General features: G+C 74.6%; 19 protein-coding genes. 14 read left to right on the top strand and 5 right to left on the bottom strand.

Annotated elements, in window-relative coordinates; translation table 11 throughout:
• Positions 1 to 3 precede the first annotated feature (3 nt).
• Positions 4 to 447 (bottom strand): VOC family protein, encoded by a 444-nt coding sequence (locus MCM47_RS27225; protein ID WP_238864349.1) that lies wholly within the window; start codon positions 445 to 447, stop codon positions 4 to 6.
• 115 nt (positions 448 to 562) lie between these two features.
• Positions 563 to 1,456 carry a helix-turn-helix domain-containing protein gene (locus MCM47_RS27220; protein ID WP_238864348.1) on the bottom strand — a complete coding sequence of 298 codons (894 nt, stop codon included), beginning with the start codon at positions 1,454 to 1,456 and terminating at the stop codon, positions 563 to 565.
• Between the two features lie 203 nt (positions 1,457 to 1,659).
• On the opposite strand from MCM47_RS27220, the gene MCM47_RS27215 reads away from it, so the two are divergent.
• Complete coding sequence (locus tag MCM47_RS27215; RefSeq protein WP_238864347.1) at positions 1,660 to 2,094, top strand: CBS domain-containing protein; 435 nt, start codon at positions 1,660 to 1,662, stop codon at positions 2,092 to 2,094.
• Between the two features lie 152 nt (positions 2,095 to 2,246).
• Positions 2,247 to 2,600 (top strand): VOC family protein, encoded by a 354-nt coding sequence (locus MCM47_RS27210; RefSeq protein WP_238864346.1) that lies wholly within the window; start codon positions 2,247 to 2,249, stop codon positions 2,598 to 2,600.
• A gap of 19 nt (positions 2,601 to 2,619) precedes the next feature.
• Here MCM47_RS27210 and MCM47_RS27205 read toward each other — a convergent pair whose 3' ends face one another.
• The gene (locus MCM47_RS27205) at positions 2,620 to 3,387 is read right to left on the bottom strand and encodes a TetR/AcrR family transcriptional regulator (RefSeq protein WP_238864345.1); all 768 of its coding nucleotides are present in this window, start codon (positions 3,385 to 3,387) and stop codon (positions 2,620 to 2,622) included.
• A gap of 81 nt (positions 3,388 to 3,468) precedes the next feature.
• On the opposite strand from MCM47_RS27205, the gene MCM47_RS27200 reads away from it, so the two are divergent.
• Positions 3,469 to 4,188, top strand: coding sequence for a DUF4386 domain-containing protein (locus MCM47_RS27200; RefSeq protein ID WP_308222470.1), 720 nt, complete (start codon positions 3,469 to 3,471; stop codon positions 4,186 to 4,188).
• A gap of 157 nt (positions 4,189 to 4,345) precedes the next feature.
• Here MCM47_RS27200 and MCM47_RS27195 read toward each other — a convergent pair whose 3' ends face one another.
• Positions 4,346 to 4,735, bottom strand: a complete 390-nt coding sequence (locus tag MCM47_RS27195; protein ID WP_305068022.1) for a transglycosylase family protein — start codon at positions 4,733 to 4,735, stop codon at positions 4,346 to 4,348.
• A gap of 479 nt (positions 4,736 to 5,214) precedes the next feature.
• On the opposite strand from MCM47_RS27195, the gene MCM47_RS27190 reads away from it, so the two are divergent.
• Entirely contained in the window at positions 5,215 to 5,727 is a 513-nt protein-coding gene (locus MCM47_RS27190; RefSeq protein ID WP_238864343.1) for a universal stress protein, read from the top strand.
• A gap of 113 nt (positions 5,728 to 5,840) precedes the next feature.
• Here MCM47_RS27190 and MCM47_RS42660 read toward each other — a convergent pair whose 3' ends face one another.
• The gene (locus tag MCM47_RS42660; protein WP_238864342.1) at positions 5,841 to 6,170 is read right to left on the bottom strand and encodes a chaplin; all 330 of its coding nucleotides are present in this window, start codon (positions 6,168 to 6,170) and stop codon (positions 5,841 to 5,843) included.
• A 195-nt stretch (positions 6,171 to 6,365) separates the two neighbouring features.
• Between MCM47_RS42660 and MCM47_RS27180 the strand changes: the two genes are divergently transcribed.
• From MCM47_RS27180 to MCM47_RS27135, 10 genes are all read left to right on the top strand, one after another.
• Entirely contained in the window at positions 6,366 to 7,802 is a 1,437-nt protein-coding gene (locus tag MCM47_RS27180) for a PLP-dependent aminotransferase family protein (protein WP_238864341.1), read from the top strand.
• A 212-nt stretch (positions 7,803 to 8,014) separates the two neighbouring features.
• Positions 8,015 to 8,527, top strand: a complete 513-nt coding sequence (locus MCM47_RS27175; protein ID WP_238864340.1) for a hypothetical protein — start codon at positions 8,015 to 8,017, stop codon at positions 8,525 to 8,527.
• Between the two features lie 200 nt (positions 8,528 to 8,727).
• A complete protein-coding gene (locus MCM47_RS27170; RefSeq protein ID WP_238864339.1) occupies positions 8,728 to 9,732 on the top strand; it encodes a DUF1963 domain-containing protein in 1,005 nt (334 codons plus the stop codon).
• A gap of 156 nt (positions 9,733 to 9,888) precedes the next feature.
• Positions 9,889 to 11,064, top strand: a complete 1,176-nt coding sequence (locus tag MCM47_RS27165; protein ID WP_238864338.1) for a hypothetical protein — start codon at positions 9,889 to 9,891, stop codon at positions 11,062 to 11,064.
• A gap of 388 nt (positions 11,065 to 11,452) precedes the next feature.
• Positions 11,453 to 12,862, top strand: a complete 1,410-nt coding sequence (locus MCM47_RS27160; protein ID WP_238864337.1) for a family 2B encapsulin nanocompartment shell protein — start codon at positions 11,453 to 11,455, stop codon at positions 12,860 to 12,862.
• Between the two features lie 273 nt (positions 12,863 to 13,135).
• Positions 13,136 to 14,002 (top strand): hypothetical protein, encoded by an 867-nt coding sequence (locus tag MCM47_RS27155; protein WP_238864336.1) that lies wholly within the window; start codon positions 13,136 to 13,138, stop codon positions 14,000 to 14,002.
• A gap of 378 nt (positions 14,003 to 14,380) precedes the next feature.
• A complete protein-coding gene (locus MCM47_RS27150) occupies positions 14,381 to 15,154 on the top strand; it encodes a DUF4239 domain-containing protein (protein ID WP_238864335.1) in 774 nt (257 codons plus the stop codon).
• An 89-nt stretch (positions 15,155 to 15,243) separates the two neighbouring features.
• Positions 15,244 to 15,807, top strand: a complete 564-nt coding sequence (gene yidD, locus MCM47_RS43425) for a membrane protein insertion efficiency factor YidD (protein WP_238864334.1) — start codon at positions 15,244 to 15,246, stop codon at positions 15,805 to 15,807.
• A gap of 326 nt (positions 15,808 to 16,133) precedes the next feature.
• A complete protein-coding gene (locus MCM47_RS27140) occupies positions 16,134 to 16,826 on the top strand; it encodes a bifunctional 2-polyprenyl-6-hydroxyphenol methylase/3-demethylubiquinol 3-O-methyltransferase UbiG (RefSeq protein WP_238864333.1) in 693 nt (230 codons plus the stop codon).
• A 273-nt stretch (positions 16,827 to 17,099) separates the two neighbouring features.
• Entirely contained in the window at positions 17,100 to 17,684 is a 585-nt protein-coding gene (locus tag MCM47_RS27135; protein WP_238864332.1) for a TerD family protein, read from the top strand.
• Positions 17,685 to 17,723: the final 39 nt, after the last annotated feature.

Genomic DNA, 17,723 nt, shown 5'->3' with positions numbered 1-17,723 from the left:
GCCTCAGCCGGCCGCGGGCCGCGGCGAGCCCGGGTAGGTGCCGAAGTACCAGCGGTTGCCCTCGGGATCGGCTGCCGCGAAGTCCCGCGACCCGTAGTCGGTCTCGTGCAGCGCCGTGGTGATCCGGGCTCCGGCGGCGACCGCGCGGGCGTGCACCGCGTCCGGGTCGGCCGTGACCACGTAGGCGGTGAAGCCTCCCGGACGGCCCGGCCAGACGTCGCTGCCCCCGGGTTCGGGCCGGTCGGAGCCGAGCATGACGCCGCCGCCCTCCGGCCAGGCCAGCTCGGCGTGCGCGACGACGTCGCCCTCGCCGTAGACGACCACCTCCTGGAAGCCGAAGGCGTCCGCCAGGAAGCGGATCAGTGCGCGGGCGTCACGGGCCCGCAGGCTGGGCCAGACCTGCGGCGGGGGCGTCTCGGCGTCCGGAGCGGGAACGGCGGTGTCCATGGCGAACTCCTTCTGAGCGGGGCGGGGGCCCGGGCCAGGGGCGGCGTGAGACCCGGGCCAGGGGCTGTTCCGGTCTGCCGGCCGGTACGACCGCGGTACGGCCGCCGAGCGGCTCTTACGGCTCCCACTCTGGCGCCGGCACGCCTGCCCCGCCTTGGACGTTTCGGAACTTCGCCGCGTCCGCGCCCTCCGCCGCCAGCCAGACACTCGGCGCGCAGCCGGCCAGGGCACGGAACTCGCGGGCCAGGTGCGCCTGGTCGAAGTAGCCGCAGCGGACGGCCAGCTCCGCCAGGCGCGGTACCGGTCCGGGAGCGCCGAGCAGACGCCGCGCGCGATCGAACCGGATCACCCGGGCGGCGGCCTTCGGAGCCAGCCCCGTCTCGCGCCGGAACCGGCCCTGCAGGTGCCGACCGCTCCAGCCGGTCTCCCGCGCCAGCGCGGCCACCGGCAGCCCCCCGCCGCTGCGCAGCAGTGCCTGCCAGGCCCAGAGCACCTCCGCCGGTACCCGCCCCGACGGGCGTGCCGCCCGAAGGAGGGCGTCGTCCAGCGCGGCGAAGCGCGCCGGCCAGTCGCCCGCCTCCCGCAGCCGCTCCTGCAACCGCCGCCCCGCGGCCCCGAGCACCGCCTCGGCGGGCACGTCCAGGCCGGCCAGTTCGCCGGCCGGCAGGCCGAACAGCGCCCGGGCGGCCAGCGGATGGACCGCGATCTGGACGCCGGACTGCCGGCCGTCGTGCGTGATCAGCGCGGGCCGGGTGTGCAGCCCGCCGAGCAGGGTGGCGTAGTCGTCGCCCGGCTGCGCCGGATCGGGGTGCTCGGCGACGGTGAGCGGTTCGTCCAGCGTGAGGATGAAGGTCAGGTAGGGCGACGGCAGCCCGCGGTGGACGGCGGGTGCGATCCCGCGCTGGCGATAGCCCGAGTACCAGGCCACGTAGGGCCGCAGCGCCGTCGCGGGCCGCGCCCGCACGGCTTCGTCGACGGCATCGACGGCATCGGCGAGGTTCCGCGTCACGCCCCCAGTATCGGCCGCCGCCGCGCCGCGGGCACGGGTGGCGGTACGGCTGACGGCCCGCGCGGCGGCCTGTGCGCCCGCGCCAGGGCCCGCCGCCCCTCCTCCGGCGCCGGGCTCCGCGGCTCGCGGGAGCCGGAACTGTTGCTTATGGTGATCGCACCGGAACACCCGGTACTCGGGGGCAGACCTGACAAGGAGTCCCAGTGACCACTGCCCGAGACATCATGCACACCGGCGCCCAGTGCATCGGCGCCGACCAGACTCTCGCCGAAGCCGCCATGATGATGCGCGACATGAACGTCGGCGCACTCCCGATCTGCGGCGACGACCAGAAGCTGAAGGGCATCATCACCGACCGCGACATCGTCATCCGATGTATCGCCGAGGGCAAGGACCCGGCCGACATGACGGCGATGGACATGGCCGGCCACCTCCACTGCGTCCGCGCCGAGGACAGCATGGACACGGTGCTCAAGAAGATGGAGCAGCACCAGATCCGCCGCATCCCGGTGATCGACGGCGACCGCCTGGTCGGCATGATCAGCGAGGCCGACCTCGCCATGGGCCACCGCAACGGCCAGCGCCTGACGGATCAGCAGATCATCGAATTCATGGACAGCGTCTACATGATGCGGTGACGTCCACCTGATGCGGTGATCGGTGCGCCTCGGACCGACGCCCCGGTGTGTGCCCCCGTCGCTGCACCGTGCAGCGGCGGGGGTGCTCGCCGTCTCTGCCCCCCCGCCGGTGCCGCTGCGTCGTGCGGTCCCCCTCCTGGCAGGATGACGGCATGGAACGTGTGCTGGGAATCGGTGGGTACTTCCTGCGGGCCGCCGATCCGGCTGCCCTGAGCGCGTGGTACCGGGACTGCCTCGGCGTGGACTTCGACGAGTACGGCCTGTGGCGCCAGGAGGCCGGGCCGACGGTGTTCGCGACGTTCGAGGCCGAGACCGACTACTTCGGCTCCCGCGCCCAGCAGACCATGCTCAACTTCCGGGTCCGCGACCTGGATGCGATGCTCGCGCAGTTGCGCGCCAAGGGGGCGGACGTCGCCGAGGAGACGCAGGACATGGAGGGCGTCGGTCGGTTCGGCTGGGTGACCGACCCCGCGGGCAACCGGGTGGAGCTCTGGCAGCCCGTGTGAGCGTCGAGTCGTGGACCGGCTACCCGCCCGCCGGTGCCGTCGACCGGCTGCCCCGGGGGGCGGCCGACGTCCAGCCCTTCCGGTGGAGGCGGTCGATGCCGTCGAGGAGCAGGTCGAGGGCGAACTCGAACTCGAACTGGTCGTCGCAGCCGCCGCTGATCACCGAGCCGTCGGTGTGCACGGCGGAGGCGGCGATCTCGGCGATGTACGGGTAGCGGGCGGCGAGTTCGGCGGCCGGTGCCGCCGTCCCCGGTGCCGCCTGCCCCGGAGGGGTGTCGCCGGGCGGGGAGGCGTCGAACAGTTCCTGGGAGAACCCCAGGACGCGGCCGCCGAGCGCGTGCATCGCATGGTGGGTCAGATCGGCCGAGAGGCCGCCGGAGCGGAACGTGCCGATCACCGAGTCCAGGTGGGCGAGCATCGCGGGTGTCGGCGCCGGCAGCGACTCGATCACGCGCGGCGCCCAGGGGTGGCGGCGCAGCACCCGGCGGGCGGAGAGCACGCGCTGCCGGACCACGTCCTTCCAGCCGGCACCGGGGGCGGGCGGGTCGATCTCGCCGACGACGGCGTCGACCATGCCGGCCAGGAGCTCCTCCTTGCCGGCGACGTGCTTGTAGAGCGCCATCGGCACCACGCCCAACTCCTGGGCGAGCTTGCGCATGCTGAGGGCCTCGATGCCGCCGCCCGAGCCGCCCGTCGTTCCACCGGCGCCCGGACCGTCGGCGAACGCCACGGCGGCCCGCAGCACGCGCTCCCTGCTCAGCGGGGTACGGCGCGTCCCCTCGGCCATCTCCACTCCTCCCGCCACGGGTCGACTTGACGAGTGTACGGCGTACGCCTACTTTGTGCGAAGTGTACGCCGTACACCTAGGTGGGCTGCAGAGAGGGGATTCCGGTGGAGCGGTCGGCAGGCAGGAGAACGGCAGTAGTCGCGGGCGTGCTGTTCCTGGTAACCGAAGTCGCTGCGATAGCAGGGATGTTGCTCTACGGGCCGGTGCTCGACGGCGCCGCGTACGTCGCCGGGCGCGGGCCGGACGGGCGAGTGGCGGCGGGGGCCCTGTGCGAGATGGTGCTGCTACTGGCCGTGGTCGGCACCGGGGTCACGCTCTACCCGGTGCTGCGGCGGCACCAGGAGGCGGTGGCGCTCGCGTACGTCTGCGGCCGGCTGCTGGAGGCGGCCGTGATCGCCGTCGGCATCGTGAGCCTGCTCGCCGTCGTCACGCTGCGGAAGAACGTGGGCGGCGCGGCGGCCGACGTCGCACAGGCTCTGGTCGCCGTGCACGACTGGACCTTCCTGCTCGGGCCGAACGTGGTGCTCGGGGCGAACTCGCTGGCGCTCGCGTACCTGATGTACCGCTCGCGGCTGGTGCCGCGGGCCGTCGCTGTGCTGGGGCTGGCGGGCGGCTCGCTGATCTGCGCCTCGGCGGTGGCGGTGCTGTTCGGGCTCTACCCGCAGGTGTCCACCGCCGGGTCGCTGGCGGCACTGCCGGTGTTCGCCTGGGAGGTCACGCTGGCGATCCGGCTCATAGGGCGGGGCTTCGACGCGTCCTCGGTGCGGCTCGCGGCAGTGGGTCGGCCGGCTCTCGGCTGAGCAGGCTCCGGCGGGTACGGCCGCGGGTCGGGCGCGGGTGGCGTGTCCGTGAACGCCGCGACGCCGTTGCTCCCGGGCCCGGTGTGGTGGTCGGGTGGGGGTGCAGCGGCGTTGTCGGGGTGCCGGTGGGGGCGGGGCCGGGTGGGGGCTGGGGGTGTTACTTGGTGAGGCCGGCCTTGACGGAGCAGACGGGCCAGGCGCCGGGGCCCTGGGCGGCGAGGACCTTCTCGCCGATGGCGATCTGCTGGGCCTTGGTGGCCTGGTGGGCCTGGGGGGCGTAGGCGGTGCCGCCGAAGGCGGCCCAGGTGCTGGAGGTGAACTGGAGGCCGCCGTAGAAGCCGTTGCCGGTGTTGATGGCCCAGTTGCCGGTGGCTTCGCACTGGGCGACCTTGTCCCAGACGGAGGCGGGGGCGGCGGAGGCGGCGTTGGCCGTGACGAGGCCGGCCACCGGCAGGGCGGTGAGGGCCCCGGCCATGAGTGCCATGCGGACGCGGTTGCGGCGCTTGGTGGCGGTGGTGGCGGGGGGGGGCTCGTTACGGAAGGCCATGGGGTTTCCTTTCGGAAGGGGTGTGCGGGCGCGCGGAACCAGGCCCGGTCGGGGGGTGTGGTTGCGGGGACGCGCGCGGTTCGCGTGGTGGGGGCACCGGGGTCGTCCGTGGGCCGGTGGGGCCTGGTGGGCGGTGTCGTTCGGTGCAACGGGTTCGAAGTTACGGGGGTGGGTGGGGGGTTTCAAGGATTGTGAGGTTTGGGCTGGTCGGGGGGTGGTTACCTGAGGTATTGATCTAGGGATTGGGCTGCTTTGAAGGCAAATGTCCCATTTTTCAAGATCGAACACGGCCGTGGAGTGGCCCGCGCCACACGGATGGGGTTGTGAGGCCGCGCACATCGTCGACGCCGGGTGACGTTTCTGCACCGGCCCGTGCACGACGTGGGGGTGGTGCACCCGTCCCGGCGTGGCCCGCACCACAGCCCTCACCCGCCGTGGCCCGCACGGTCACGGGGCGTGCCCGGGCATAGCCTCGGGCCATGACCTACGAGAGCGATGCAGGGGCCGTCGGGGATGCCGAGGAGCCGGAGGCGGCGGCCGCACCGGCCGGATTCGAGCTCGGGACGGACGGGCCCCGGGTGATCCTGGCCGGGCTGGACGGCTCCGACGCCTCCTGGCGCGCGACCGCCTACGCCGCGGGCCTCGCACGGCGGCAGAACGCCACCCTGGCCGTGGCCTACGTCCAGCCCGTCCTGGGGGCGGCCACGGCGCTCGCGGGGGCGGCCGTCGGCGAGACCACCCGGGAGATCGCCGACGAGCTGCTGGCCGCGCTGCGCGAGTCCGAGCGCCGGCTGAGCGACGTCTGGCGGTTGGACTGGCGCTTCGTGACCGTCCAGGGCGACCCGTTCACGGGCATGGCCCGGCTGGCCGACGAGCTGCGGGCCGACGCCGTGGTCGTCGGCGCCTCGGAACGGGCCGGGCACCGCCTGATCGGCTCGGTCGCGGTGCGGCTGGTCAAGGCGGGCCGCTGGCCGGTGACCGTCGTGCCGTAGGCGGCCGGCGCCGCGGGCCCGGCGCGAACACGGAGGAAGGGCTGCGGACCGGCGGGGAGCCGGGTCCGCAGCCCTTCGGCTGACGAGGGGATTCGGGGTGGGCGGCGGGGGGCCTAGCCGCCGAGCAGCGAGATGCTGTTGCCGCAGACGTTGAGCTGGAGATTGATCGGGATCTGGATCTGGTTGCCGGACAGCACGCCCGGGGAGCCGGCGACTATGCCGCTGGCGGTGGCGCTGCCGGTGTTGATGCAGACGGTGCCGGCCCCGGAGCCGTCGAGCAGGGCGGCGGCCATGGCGGCCGCATCGGAGGCCAGCGGGTCGGCGGCCCTGGGGGAGCTGTACCTGGACGTGTCGAGGTCGGCGGCGAAGGCCGGTCCGGCGGAGAGGACGGCCAGCGCGGCGCTGAAGCCGGCGGCGATCAGGTACTTCCTGGTGTTGGTCATGCGGAAGGAATAGCCAGCCGACACGCCGGACTGAACACGATCCACCCCTGAACCCACTCGAATGCAGGCGTGATGCGACCCCGATGCCGGAGCCCGGCCACCCGGTCGGAGCACTCCGGCGGGCGTCGCGGCCCGGAGCGCCCTGCAGGACCAGGGCCGGGGCCCGCCGGGTCGCCCCCGATAGGGTTCGTGACCATGACGGACACCCCGACCGCCACCACGTCCGGCAGTGATCTGCACCTCGAACTGCCCGCCCGCGGCGGCCGCCGCGCCGCGCTGATGGCCGCACTGCGCGAGGCGATCCGCAGCGGTCGGCTCGCCCCCGGGACCAGGCTGCCGCCGTACCGCGCGCTCGCCGCGGACCTCGGCATCGCCCGCAACACCGCCGCCGACGCCTACGCGGAACTCGTCGCCGAGGGCTGGCTGACCGCGCGTCAGGGCTCGGGAACCGCCGTCGCCGACCGCGCCGAACCCGTCGCCCCGACCGGCGTCCGCCGGCCGCCCCGGGTACTGCGCCCCTCGCACGACCTGCGGCAGGGGCAGCCCGACGCGTCCTCCTTCCCGCGCACCGCCTGGCTCGCCGCCGCGCGCCGCGCGCTCACCGCCGCGCCCAGCGAGGCCTTCGGGCCCGGAGATCCGCAGGGCCGGCGCGAGCTGCGCACCGTCCTGGCCGACTACCTCGCCCGGGCCCGCGGCGTGCGCACCGATCCGGACCGGATCGTCGTCTGCTCCGGGTTCGCCCACGCGCTGCGGCTGCTGTTCGAGGGTGCGGGTGCCGTACTGCCGGCATCCGGAGACGGCCCGCTGGCCGTCGAGGCGTACGGGCTCGGATTCCACCGCGGGCTGCTGGCCCGCGCCGGAGTGTCGACCGTGCCGCTGCCGCTGGACGAGCACGGTGCGCGGATCGACGGACTGGCGGCGCGGAAGAAGGTCCGGACGGTCCTGCTCACCCCGGCCCACCAGTTCCCGACCGGCGGACCGCTGCACGCCTCCCGGCGGGCGGCGGTGGTCGACTGGGCGCGCCGGAACGGTGGGCTGGTGCTGGAGGACGACTACGACGGCGAGTTCCGCTACGACCGGCAACCGGTCGGCGCCGTGCAGGGGCTGGACCCGGAGCGGGTGGTCTACCTCGGCACGGCCAGCAAGAGCCTGACCCCGGCGCTGCGGCTCGGCTGGATGGTCCTGCCCGACCACCTGGTGGACCGGGTACTGGCGGCGAAGGGGGAGCGGGAGGCCTGGGCGAGCGCGCTCGACCAGCTGACCCTGGCCGAGTTCATCGAGTCCGGCGGCTACGACCGGCACGTCCGGCGGATGCGCCGCCGCTACCGGGACCGCCGCGACCACCTGGTGGCCGCGCTGGCCGAGCACGCGCCGCACGTCGAGGTGTCCGGCATCGCTGCCGGCCTGCACGCCGTGCTCCGGCTCGCCCCCGGCACCGAGCGGTCCGTCCTGAAGGCGGCCGCGTACCACGGCCTGGCGGTCGACGGGCTGGCCGACTACCGCCACCCGGGGATCGGCCCGGCGCAGATGCCCGTGACGGACGGCCTGGTGGTGGGGTACGCCACCCCGCCGGACCACGCCTACCAGGCGGCGGTCGCGACCCTCTGCGGCATCCTGCCCCCACCGGTCTGAGCCCGGGCCGGCCTTGCCCGCCCGAGCCGGTGCCGACGCCGGTGGGACGCGGGCGGGGCGGGAGAGTAGAGGGGGGCCGCCGCTTCCGGCGGTCCCTTCGCCCCCTGGAGCGCAGGCAATGGCCCGCCGCGTCCGCTCCGCTGTCATATGCCCGTACTGGCCGGGGCGGAGCCTGGTGCCGGGACCGGCGGCGGTCCCTACGCTCGTTGGTCATGCGCACATCACTCATGAGCCGTTCCGGTCTTGCCGCGATCCTGGCCCTGGTCCTCGGTCTGCTCCTGTCGGCCGCTCCCGCCCGGGCGGACACCCCGCTGCTGTCCGTCAGTTCCGACAAGGCGACGGCGACCCCGGGCTCCTCGGTGACCCTCACCCTGACGCTGACGAACCCGCACGACACCCCCGTGCAGTTCGTCTACCAGTCCATCCAGCCGACCTACGGCACCAGCCAGGCCACCGGCCTGAAGTACGCCTTCTCCGCCTGCGGCGGCAACGTCGCCGGCTGTGACACCGGCGCCACGAACGGGCTGGTCCACCACACCGTCCCGGTCGCCCCGGGTGCCACCACGACGGTGACGCTCACGTACGACATCGCCGCCGATTCGGCCTGCGGGTCCGGCGCGCGGATCGACTTCTACACGTACCTGTACTACGAGTACCGGTCCGGTGCGGCCGTGGACTCCGGGATCTTCGACGTCCCGGGCAACGAGGTCACCTGCGCCGCCTGAGCCACCCCGTCCCCGTCCTCCCGCACGAGCTCCCGACCGGGAGCCCCCGCCAAGCCCCCGTCAGGTGCCGGGCAGCCCCCGTTCCGGCACCTGACGGGTCATCCGTTCGTGGGCCCCGGTCCGGCCCCGGGGTCCTTCGGACGGGCTGTCCGCGCCGGGCGCGTGCAGGGGTTGTCGGTGCCGGATGGCAGGCTTGGGCCATGGCCGAACCGCTGACCACCGACGCGCCCGACGCCGCGTCCGACACACCGCCCGCGAGCCCCGCGCCCGCGCCTGCGCCCATCCGCGCGGCCGGTGCCGACACCGGTGCCGACATCGGTGCCGACCCGGCGGCGGCCGTCGCCGGGGCCGCCGCCGCGCCCGCTGCCCGGAGCGCTGCCGGGGCCGGTGCCGACGAGCTGCCCGGGATGCCGATGCCCTACGCCGTGTACGCCGCGATCCGCGAGCGGGCGGGCGAGGAGACGGCGCCGCAGGTGGACCGACTGCTCCGCCACTCGCTCGTCCTCGTCCCCGCGGACGAAGCCGACGGCGACGCCGACGCCGACGCCGGCGGAGCCCCGCCCGCCGGCTCGGGCACCGCCCCGACCGCCGGGCGGCTGGGCGGTCTGCCGGCGCTGCCGGCCGGCACCGAATGGCCGGAGTTCGGCGGCCGGCCGATGCAGTTCCTCGCCCAGCTCGACTGCGCCGGGCTCGCCGCTTCCTTCCGCGCCACCGGCCCGGGCGGAGACTGGCCGCTGCCCGACCACGGGCTGCTGCTCTTCTTCCACGACGAGTGGCTGTCCGACTTCTCCGGCCGCGGCTGCCGGGTCCTGCACGTGCCGGCCGGCTCGGCGCTCCGGCCCGCGCCCGAGCAGGACCGGTGCAGGCCCGCCGTCCCGGCCGTTCCGGTGCGGGCCCACTGGGAGCTCTCCGCGCCCTCCTACCAGGACCGCGAGCTGGAGAACCTCTTCCCGGACGACTTCATGATCGCCCTCGACCTCGCGGCCGACTTCCGCGACCACCTGCCCAGACCCGCCGTGCGGGTGCTCGGCTGGTGCGACACCGACACCGGCCGCCCCGCCGACCACCGTCCGCTGCTCCAGATCGAGAACGCCGCCCTCGACGTGGACTGGGGCGAGTGCGTCAACGTCTCGTTCTGGATCACCGGGGAGGACTTGGCCGGCGGCCGCTTCGACCGGGCGCGGCACGGCTTCGAGATCGCCTGACCGGCTGCCGCGGCGGCGTCCGGGCCGGCGGTCCGGAATGCTCCCCGGGTCACGGTCCGAGCGGCCGCGTCCGGCGCAGCAGCCCCGCCCCGGCCCGATTAGGCTGCTGACAGTGGCCGGGGAACCCGGCCGCGGGGCCGGGGCCGGAGTGAAGCGGTGAAGCTGAGGGGCCGGAGCCAGGAGACCGACCGGGACGCGCGGGAAGCGCCGGAGCCGCCGGTCGGCGAGCTGGTGCGCTCGATCCGGGAGCACCCGTCCCGGCTGCCCGAGACGCTGGCCGTCTTCGCCGTCCGCCACCGCGGCCCGCGGGCCGCCCGTCGGGTCGCCGCGTTGCGGGCGGCGCACCCGGACGCGGCACCGGACGAGCTGGTGGGGCTGGTCGTCGAGCGCGGCCGCCGGGTGACCACGAGCGAGGGGGCGTTCGTCGGCGGGCCCTTCCTCTGGCTGGTCCCGTTCGCGTTCTGCACCGCCCTGCTGGCCCAGGGGCAGCTCCTCCTGGAACTCGCCGCCCTCGCCGGGCGGGACCCGGCGGACCGGGCCCGGATCGCCGAGCTCATGGTGCTGCAGGGGGCCTACCCCGACGTCGAGACCGCCGAGCGGGCGCTCGCCGCCGAACCGGGGGAGGACACGGCCGGCGCGGCCGGGTCCGTGCCCGGCCCGGAGGCCGGAGCCGCGTCCGGCGGCGAGCGGCCGCTCGGCGGGCCGCCCGACCGGCCGGCCGGCGGAGCCCGGCCCGCCGCAGGGCCCGGGCCCGAACCCGCCCCGGGGTCGGAAGCCGCTCCGGGGTCGGAAGCCGCTCCGGGGTCGGAACCCGCTCCGGCGGCGCCCGCGTCGGGCCGGTGGCGCTCGTTCTGGTACCTGATCTGGCGGATGGCCCGCCTGCTCGGGCTGACCAGCGAGGGTGCCGATCCGCCGCCGTCCCGCTGGCGCACCGCGGGAGAGTGGGCGCTGGTGGGGGTGGTCCTGCTGATCGGGATGGTCGTGCCGCTGGTGTGGCTGCCGTACATGGCGTACTCGTACAACCGGGCCACCGGCCGCGTCGCGGCCACGGGTGTCTCGTACTACTTCGGCGGCCACGCCACCGGGTGGCTGGAGCCCGGTCGGTCGCGGACCGACCCCGGCCTCGCCGCGGCCACCTTCCAGGCCGTGCTGTCGGTGCTCGTGCCGGTGGGTACCGTGCTGTTCCTGCTGGCCACCGACATCCGGCTGGCGGGGAGCCGGTGGCCGGTGCTGGCGCTCGCCCTGGTCGTGGTCTCCGGCGTGGTCGGCGCGCTCTGGTACCGGAGCCACCGCCCGCGGCGTCGCCGTCGAGCGACACCACCCGCCCCGTAGTGGCCTGCTGTTCGACTGTCGTACGCGCGTTCCGGTGCGTCGCGGACGGGAGCCCGGCCCGCGGGCCGGGTCGTCGATCCGTTCGGATCGGAGGGGTGGTTCCGACCTGCGGGCGTTTCGCGTGCGCAGGGAATCGACGGTCCGTCTAGAGATGGCTGGGGGATTCCAATCTCTCCATGGTCGAGATTCACCCTATCGGGCGGCACTTGCGGCCCGTTCCGGGTGGGCCGGGGATCGGTGATCTAGGGTTCCCGATGGGCCGCCCGAGAAGGCGGAGCGCATCGCGGTACATCGCCAACACCCCCACCATGACGCCTATCTGACGATCCGACACGGCTTCGCCGCGGCGGGTCGGCGTGACCTGACCAGATGAAGGAGAACCCTGCCGATGCCGGTGGACACCAACCCGGAGACACAGCAGGTGCCGCAGCAGTCGAGCCTCACCACCGCTGCCGCCCGCAATCTCGCCACGACCACCAAGTCCGCGCCCCAGATGCAGGAGATCACCTCCCGCTGGCTGCTCAAGGTGCTGCCCTGGGTGCAGGCCGCCGGTGGCGCGTACCGGGTGAACCGCCGCCTCACCTACACCGTGGGTGACGGCCGGATCGAGTTCATCAAGACCGGATCCGAGGTGCGGGTGATCCCCCGCGAGCTCGGGGAGCTGGCCCTGCTGCGCGGTTTCGACGACGACGACGTGCTGACGGCCCTCGCCGACCGTTGCGAGCAGCGGGACTTCGGCCCGGGCGAGGTGCTGGCCGAGCGCGGCGCCGCGGCGGACCGGATCTACCTGATCGCCCACGGCAAGATCAACCAGGTCGGCACCGGCAAGTACGGGGACGAGACCGTCGTCGGCGTCCTGGGCGACGGCGACCGGTTCGGCGAGCAGGCGGTCCTCGACCCCGACGCCGTCTGGGAGTTCACCGCCAAGACCGCCACCGCCGGCACCGTGCTCTCGCTGCCCCGCCGGGACTTCGAGGCCATCCGCGAGGGCTCGCCCGCGCTGCAGGCGCACCTCCGCGAGTTCCTGGCGCTGCCGCTCCAGCGCCAGAACGAGCGCGGTGAGGCCGAGATCGCCATGTCGGCCGGCCACCACGGCGAGTACGAGCTGCCCGGCGCCTTCGTGGACTACGAGCTGAAGCCGCGCGAGTACGAGCTGAGCGTCGCGCAGACCGTGCTCAAGGTGCACACCCGCGTCGCCGACCTCTACAACCAGCCGATGAACCAGACCGAGCACCAGCTGCGGCTGACCATCGAGGCCCTGCGCGAGCGCCAGGAGTTCGAGCTCATCAACAACCCGGAGTTCGGCCTCCTCAACAACGCCGACTTCGACCAGCGGATCCAGACCCACTCCGGCCCGCCCACCCCGGACGACCTCGACGAGCTGCTCAACCGCCGCCGTGACCCGGACTACCTGCTCGCCCACCCGCGGACCATCGCGGCGATCGGGCGCGAGCTGAACGCCCGCGGCCTCTACCCGCACCACGTCGACCTCGGCGGGCAGCAGGTGCCGGCCTGGCGCGGCGTCCCGATCCTGCCGTGCAGCAAGATCCCGATCACCAAGGAGAACACCAGTTCCATCCTCGTGATGCGAGTCGGCGAGGACAACCAGGGCGTCATCGGCCTGCACCAGACCGGAATCCCCGACGAGTACCAGCCGAGCCTCTCGGTCCGGTTCATGGGGATCAACGAGAAGGCCATCATCTCCTACCTGGTCAGCGCCTACTACTCCGCGGCGATCCTGGTGCCGGACGCGGTCGGTGTCCTGGAGAACGTCGAGATCGCCCACGGCCGCCACTGAGCGGTGGGGCGGCCGCCGCCCACCGGCGGCCGCGCCCGGATCCGGTCCGCCCGTAACCGGTCGGCCGCAAGATCGTTTCACTTGATGTCGGACGGCCCGCCCCACCAGGCGGGCCGTCCGGTGTCGGGCGGACCTTCCGGGAGGTGCCGACCGACGCGGACCGGTAGGAGAGGTGCCACCGATTCCGTTCCCACGTTCCCCGCGACGCGAGAGGTGCATGGAACCCATGCCGCAACCCCAGCAGCCCCGACGGATACCGGTGGACGGGCAGCCGTGACCGCAGACCTGATCGTGGTGGGCGGCGACGGCGGCGGAGCCCGTGGACGGCGCGCCAGGCTGGCCGGTGCCGCGGCCGGGGTGGCCGCACTCTGCGCCCTGCTCAGCGGCGCGGCCGGTGCCCGGGCGTCCGAACACCACGGTGGCGGAAGATCGCACGGGCCGGTCGTCGAGACCTGCGTCTCGACGGGGACGGACGTCTCGGTGTCGGTCGGCCCCGGCGGCGTGGACGTCGATGTCGACGTCGACGTGGAGGTCGGGGTGACGGTCGGCCACGCGGGGAAGCCGAGCCACCCCAAGCCCGAGCCGCACCCGAAGCCCGGCCACCACCACCCGTGCCCGACGCCGTCCCCGACTCCGCCGTGCCCCAGCCCGACGCCGACCCCCAAGCCGACCCCGACGCCGACCCCCACGCCGACGCCGAAGCCCACGCCGACGCCCGGCCCGACCCGCACGCCGACCCCTACGCCCGTGCCGACACCGCCGCCCACCGCCGCGCCGGTGCCGCCACCCGCGCCCCCGCCGACGCCGCGGCCGACCCCGCCGCCTCCGTCGCCCCGGCCGACGCCGAAACCCACGCCGAAGCCGACCGCACAACCGGTCGTCCCGCCGCCCGCGCCGGCGCCCGAGCCCCCGGCCCCGCCGGAACCGAGCCCCAGCCCGCCCGTGCCCGGCCCCGTCCGGCCGAAACCGGTGGCGAAGCCGGCCAAGGTGCCGCTCGCCCCGCCGATCCAGGCGCCCGAGCGGCACCACGGGGGCGCGACCACCAGGACGATGCTCGTGGTCACCGTGCCGGCGGTCCTCGCGGCGGCCGCCCTGCGACCGCGAGGCCGGTCCGGCCGCGGCGGCTCCGGCCGCTCCTGACCGCCCCCGGCGGACCGCGGCGGGCCCCGGTGGACCTCCGCCGAGGACTCGTCACCGATCCGGTCGCGGACACCCGTCCCGGCTGCCCGGCCGTCGGCGACTGCGGTCCCCGACACCGTGGGTGGCCGGAGACTCCGGCCCTCGGCAGTGCGGGTGGCCGGCAGCCCCCGGCGCCCGACCGCACTGCTCCCGGCGGCCACGGCCGCAGTCGCCCGCGATCGTCACGGCGCCGCGAACCGCGTCCGACGGCGCCCGGCCGAACCGGGTGCCGCTCGGCGACGCCGTCGTTCCCGCGCACGGCTCGGGCCGCGGACCGGTCCCGCCGCGCGTCTGCTGCGGCCCCAACCCTGAAATCCCGAACCCTGGAAAGGAGTTCCCATGTCCGAGTGGTTGGCGCTGGCCATCGCCATGTCGGCGGCCTGTGCCGTCGTGGTGGCGGTGGTGCTGCTGAGGCACCGCCGGGTCAGCGAGGACGAGAACACCGACGAGACGCCCGATGTCATCGAGTACATGACGATGATGATCGGCGTGGTCTACGCGATCGTGCTCGGCCTCGCCATCGCCGGCGTCTGGGAGGCGCGCGGCGCGGCCCAGGACGACGTGTTCCGCGAGGCGCAGTCGCTGCACGAGGTGAGCGAGCGCGCCCAGGTCTACCCGGTCGAGTTCCGCGACAAGGTCCAGGCCGACGTGGACGCCTACGTCTCCTACGTCGTGGACGTCGAGTGGGACTACATGCGCGAGCACGGCGAGATCTCCGCCCGGGGCACCGAACTGCTGGACAAGCTGCGCCAGGACGTCGCCACCCGCACACCCGCCGGCGACCTGGAGGCCCAGGCCTACCAGCCGATCATGGACCGGATCAGCGTCGCCGACGACGCGCGCAACGCACGTGGGCAGAACGCCGGCCCGACCATGCCCGGCGTGGTCTGGTTCGGTCTGATCGTCGGGGCGGTGGTGACGGTCGGCATGGTCTTCGCCCTGCAGATCCGGCGCTCCTCCCGGGAGTTGCTGCTGGCGGGGGCGTTCAGTGCGCTGATCGCCTTCCTGCTCTTCCTGATCTGGGACTTCGACGACCCGTTCGGCCGCAGCGTCTCGGTGACCACCCAGCCGTTCACCGACCTGTTCCCCACCCTGGGCGGCGGTCAGGACTGACGTACCGCTGCGGCGGCGTGCTCGGATAACCTGATCAGGCCGTCGGGGGCCGGCTCCGGCGCGCCAGCGTGCCGAGAGGAACACCAGCCGTGACCTACCCGACGCCCGGTCCGGGCGCCCAGTTCCCGCCGCAGCGACCCGAGCGGGCATGGTGGTGGCTGCCAGAGAAGGAACGTCGCCGGCGCAAGGCGCAGCGCCGGGAGTGGCTGGCGTACAAGCGGCGGAACAAGAAGAAGAAGGACCGCGACTGGTCGGACGCCTGTGACGGGGCGGACTGCTGCTGCGACCTCGGTGACCCCTGCCTGATCGCGCTCGTCCCGGTGATGACGGTCGCGGGGGTCCGGTTCGCCCTGACCGGCGGCCGCGGCGGCCGCCGGGGCACGGGCGGGGGTGCCGGTGCGGATCCGGCCGCGCCGGCGCCGGGCGGGTTCGCGGCGGGGGTGCTGTACGGCGCGGTGCGGTACTACCGGACCGAGGTCAGCCCGAAGCGGCCGGCCTGCTGCCCGTACACGCCGAGTTGTTCGACCTACGCCGTCCAGGCGCTGCACCGGCACGGCGCGGTGCGCGGCGCCCGGCTGACGGTCGGGCGGCTGCTCCGCTGCCGCCCGGGCGTGGCGCGCCGCGGGACGGCCGACCCGGTGCCGGGGCGCTGAGCAGCCGGGGGCCGCGCGGGTCGCACCCTGATCCGCGCGGCCCGCGCCGCTCCGGCGGGCCGTGGCGGTGGACTCTCCAGCGGTGCGGTCACCTTGACCGCTCGGCAGCGCCGCCGTCAGCGGACCGCTGCGCACCCGTGGTCGGGCTGCGCCACGACACCAGAGGTGGGACCGGAGCGGCATTCCCCGCCAACGGTGTCCGGCCGGTGGGCGGTTCCGCGCCGCGGCTGCGGTCCCGGCCACTGTTCGGCCGCCGCTGAGCGCTCCGGAACGGCCCCGCCGGTACGGTGGCGTACGGGAGCAGCCCCGTCGAGTGGAGGAGAGCCATGGAGAGCCGGGACTGGGACGAGCGCTACGCCGCGAGCGAGTCGGTCTGGGGCGCCGAGCCCAATCGCTGGGTGGTCCGTGAGCTGACCTCGCTGGCTCCGGGCCGGGCGTTGGACGTCGCCGCCGGGGAGGGCCGGAACAGCATCTGGCTGGCTCGCCGGGGCTGGCACGTCACCGGCCTGGACTTCTCCGCGGTGGCGCTGGAGCGGGCCGAGCGGCTCACCGCCGATCTGCCCGACGAGGTCGCGGACCGGCTGACCTGGCGGCACGGCGACGCCCGCGAACTCGAAGTCCCGTCGGAGGGCTACGACCTGGTGCTGGTCGCCTACCTGCAGCTCCCCGCCGAGGACCGCCGGGCCGCCCTCGTGCGGGCCGCCGCCGCGCTCGCCCCCGGCGGCACCCTGCTGGTGATCGCCCACGACAGCACCAACCTCACCGAGGGCGTCGGCGGTCCGCAGGATCCGGGCGTCCTCTACACCCCGGACGACGTGCTCGCCGACCTCGACGGTGCCGGACTGCACACGGTCCGGGCCGAGCGCGTCCGGCGGCCGGTGGACGCCGAGGGCGGCCACCGGTCGGCCGCCGTCGCCGGGGACGCGGGCGGTGTCGTCCTCGGGGCCGGCGGCGACACCGGCGCGCCGCGGCGGACGGAGGCGATCGACGCCCTGGTGCGGCTGGAGCGCACCGCCTGACGCCGGGCGGTGGGCCGGGCCGGCGCCGGCTCCGTCGAGGTCGGCGGGCAGCGGGACGATGCCGCCGCGCTGCGGTGTGTCAGCCGCCGCCTGTCGCCTCGTCGTGCTCGGATGGTCCCGTCCTCGCAGCGGCGTGGTCGAACCATGTGGTGCGGATCGTCGGAGCGGGGTACGTGCTCCACGGGGAGGCGGACCGCGCGAGGAGCCCCGGACGCGGCCGGTCTCTACAGTGCTGTAGATTCAAGCCGCAGGCGGAGGAACGAGGAGGGCGCGATGAGCGTTTCGCTGGCCAAGGGGCAGAAGCTGAGCCTGGAGAAGGCGGGCGGTGGCCGGCTGGGCGTGGTCCGAATGGGCCTCGGCTGGCGCGCCGCGCAGAAGAAGGGCTTCTTCGCCAAGCTGCTGGCCCCCCAGGAGATCGACCTGGACGCGTCGGCGGTGCTGTTCGCCGGGAGCAAGCCGGTGGACGTGGTGTTCTTCCAGCACCTCCAGAGCAACGACGGCTCGGTCCGCCACAGCGGCGACAACCTGACCGGCGGCGCGGGCGACGCGACCGACGACGAGTCCATCACGGTGGACCTCGACCAGGTGCCGGCCGTGGTCGACCAGATCGTCTTCACCGTCAACTCCTTCACGGGGCAGACCTTCCAGGAGGTCGAGAACGCCTTCTGCCGGCTGGTCGACGAGCAGACCGGCGCCGAGCTCGCCCGGTACACGCTGACCGGCGGCGGCCCGTACACCGCGCAGATCATGGCGAAGGTGCAGCGCACCGGGAACGGCTGGCAGATGGCCGCGATCGGTCAGCCGGCGAGCGGCCGCACCTTCCAGGACCTGATGCCGGAGCTGGTCAAGCACCTCTGACGAGCGCCGGGCAGGGCGTCGCCACGAGGCCGGTGGTTC

Origin of the sequence: Kitasatospora sp. A2-31, from assembly GCF_022288725.1 — a bacterium.
In the GTDB taxonomy this organism is placed as follows: domain Bacteria; phylum Actinomycetota; class Actinomycetes; order Streptomycetales; family Streptomycetaceae; genus Kitasatospora.
Note: the sequence above shows the minus strand (reverse complement) of the source record. Positions and strands in the feature narration are given on the sequence as shown.